The organism is Neobacillus thermocopriae (assembly GCF_010975035.1).
GTDB classification, from domain to species: Bacteria; Bacillota; Bacilli; order Bacillales; family Cytobacillaceae; genus Neobacillus; species Neobacillus thermocopriae.
Window position 1 is genome coordinate 1 of record NZ_JAAIUV010000052.1, and the last position, 1,457, is coordinate 1,457.

1 protein-coding gene is annotated in these 1,457 nt (G+C 37.0%); it reads right to left on the reverse strand.

The features are described 5' to 3' along the window. Positions 1–213 precede the first annotated feature (213 nt). Positions 214–1,373 (reverse strand): IS3 family transposase gene (locus G4Z05_RS16280; RefSeq protein ID WP_163252835.1). Its coding sequence is split into 2 segments (ribosomal slippage): positions 214–1,133 and positions 1,133–1,373, totalling 1,161 coding nucleotides; the frame shifts between segments, so codons are not numbered across the junction. Positions 1,374–1,457 lie beyond the last annotated feature (84 nt).

Sequence of the window (1,457 nt, forward strand, 5' to 3'; positions counted from 1 at the left end):
TGGACCTACGTCAATATTCCGGACACAAATAAATTAAATTCCAAACCACTTTCTAATTTAAATTACAGTTACCTTTCGTGGCTTGACATGGAGCCTCGGCGGGCATGAGTTCTATGCCAGGAAGCCAACTTATATAAAACAATGCTGGCTTGCCAGACGAGGCTATCATGCCCGCAACTCCATATCAAGCCGTGCGACTGAACATTATATGAGTTATGCGGCCGTGCTGCTGGAAATTTCGTTTTCCAGTTCTTGTGGTGTTTTATAACCAATACTTCCATGTATTCTTTTGCGATTATACCAACCTTCGATATACTTAAAAAGCTCTATTTTAGCTGAATGAAAATCAAAATATTGAACATGATTGACTTCTTCTTTCTTAAGAATCGCATGAAACGATTCAATACAGGCGTTGTCATACGGTGAGCCTTTATGGCTGAAGGAATGTGTCATATTATAGGATTCAATGACCTTCGCAAATTCATCGCTGGTATATTGTGAACCTAGGTCAGAATGAAAGATCAACCCATCTTGTGGCTGTTGTGTTTGATAAGCATTTTCCAAAGCCTTTGTAATTAAATCCGTTGTCATTGATCGTGAAAAAGAGTATCCAACTATTTTCTTTGTGTGTAAATCCAATACAGAAGCTAAGTAGCACCAACCATCTTTTAGTGTATGAATATAAGTAATGTCACCAACCCATTTTTCATTCATAGTAGTTGTTGAAAAGTCCCGTTTCAGAACGTTTTCTCGCTCTACAACTTTTTCATTACTAGGTGTTGGTCTAAATTTCTTCGTCACAATAGATTGGATACCAGCCTTTTTCATCAAACGTTGCACACGCTTGATACTCACTTGGTAACCTTCTTCACCTAGAATATAATGGATCTTAGGTGCACCATAACGCTGTTTACTTTCTGAATGGATTTCTTTTATTCGTTGGGTTAATTCTCTGTTTTCTCGTTCACGATTCGATTCGGTTTTATTCAACGTATCATAATAAGTGCTTCTAGGAATATCCAGCACATCACAAAGCATTTGGACGGAATGTTGATCTGAATTTTGTTCTATCACCTTTGTTAACTCGGTAAGACTTACTTTTTTGCGAATATGGCCATAGCCTTTTTTAAGATTTCATTTTCCTCCTGAAGACGGAGCATCTGTTTTTTCATTTTTGCAATTTCATCCGCTGTTACAGTGGATCCGTCCTCTGTTTTTATAGGAGTGAATTTCTTAATCCATGCATAAATTGTTACTTCAGAAACGCCATATTCGCTACTTAAGTCCTTAACTGAGCTGCCTGAGTGGTAAAGATCGACAACTGTCTTTTTAAAATCCGCATTATATTTTTTACCTGTATTTTTGTTTACCATTTGGACACAACCTTTCTATACCTAGTATGGTCAGATTTACAAAAAACTTAACTTAGTTGTGTCCATGAAACTATACTAGCATCA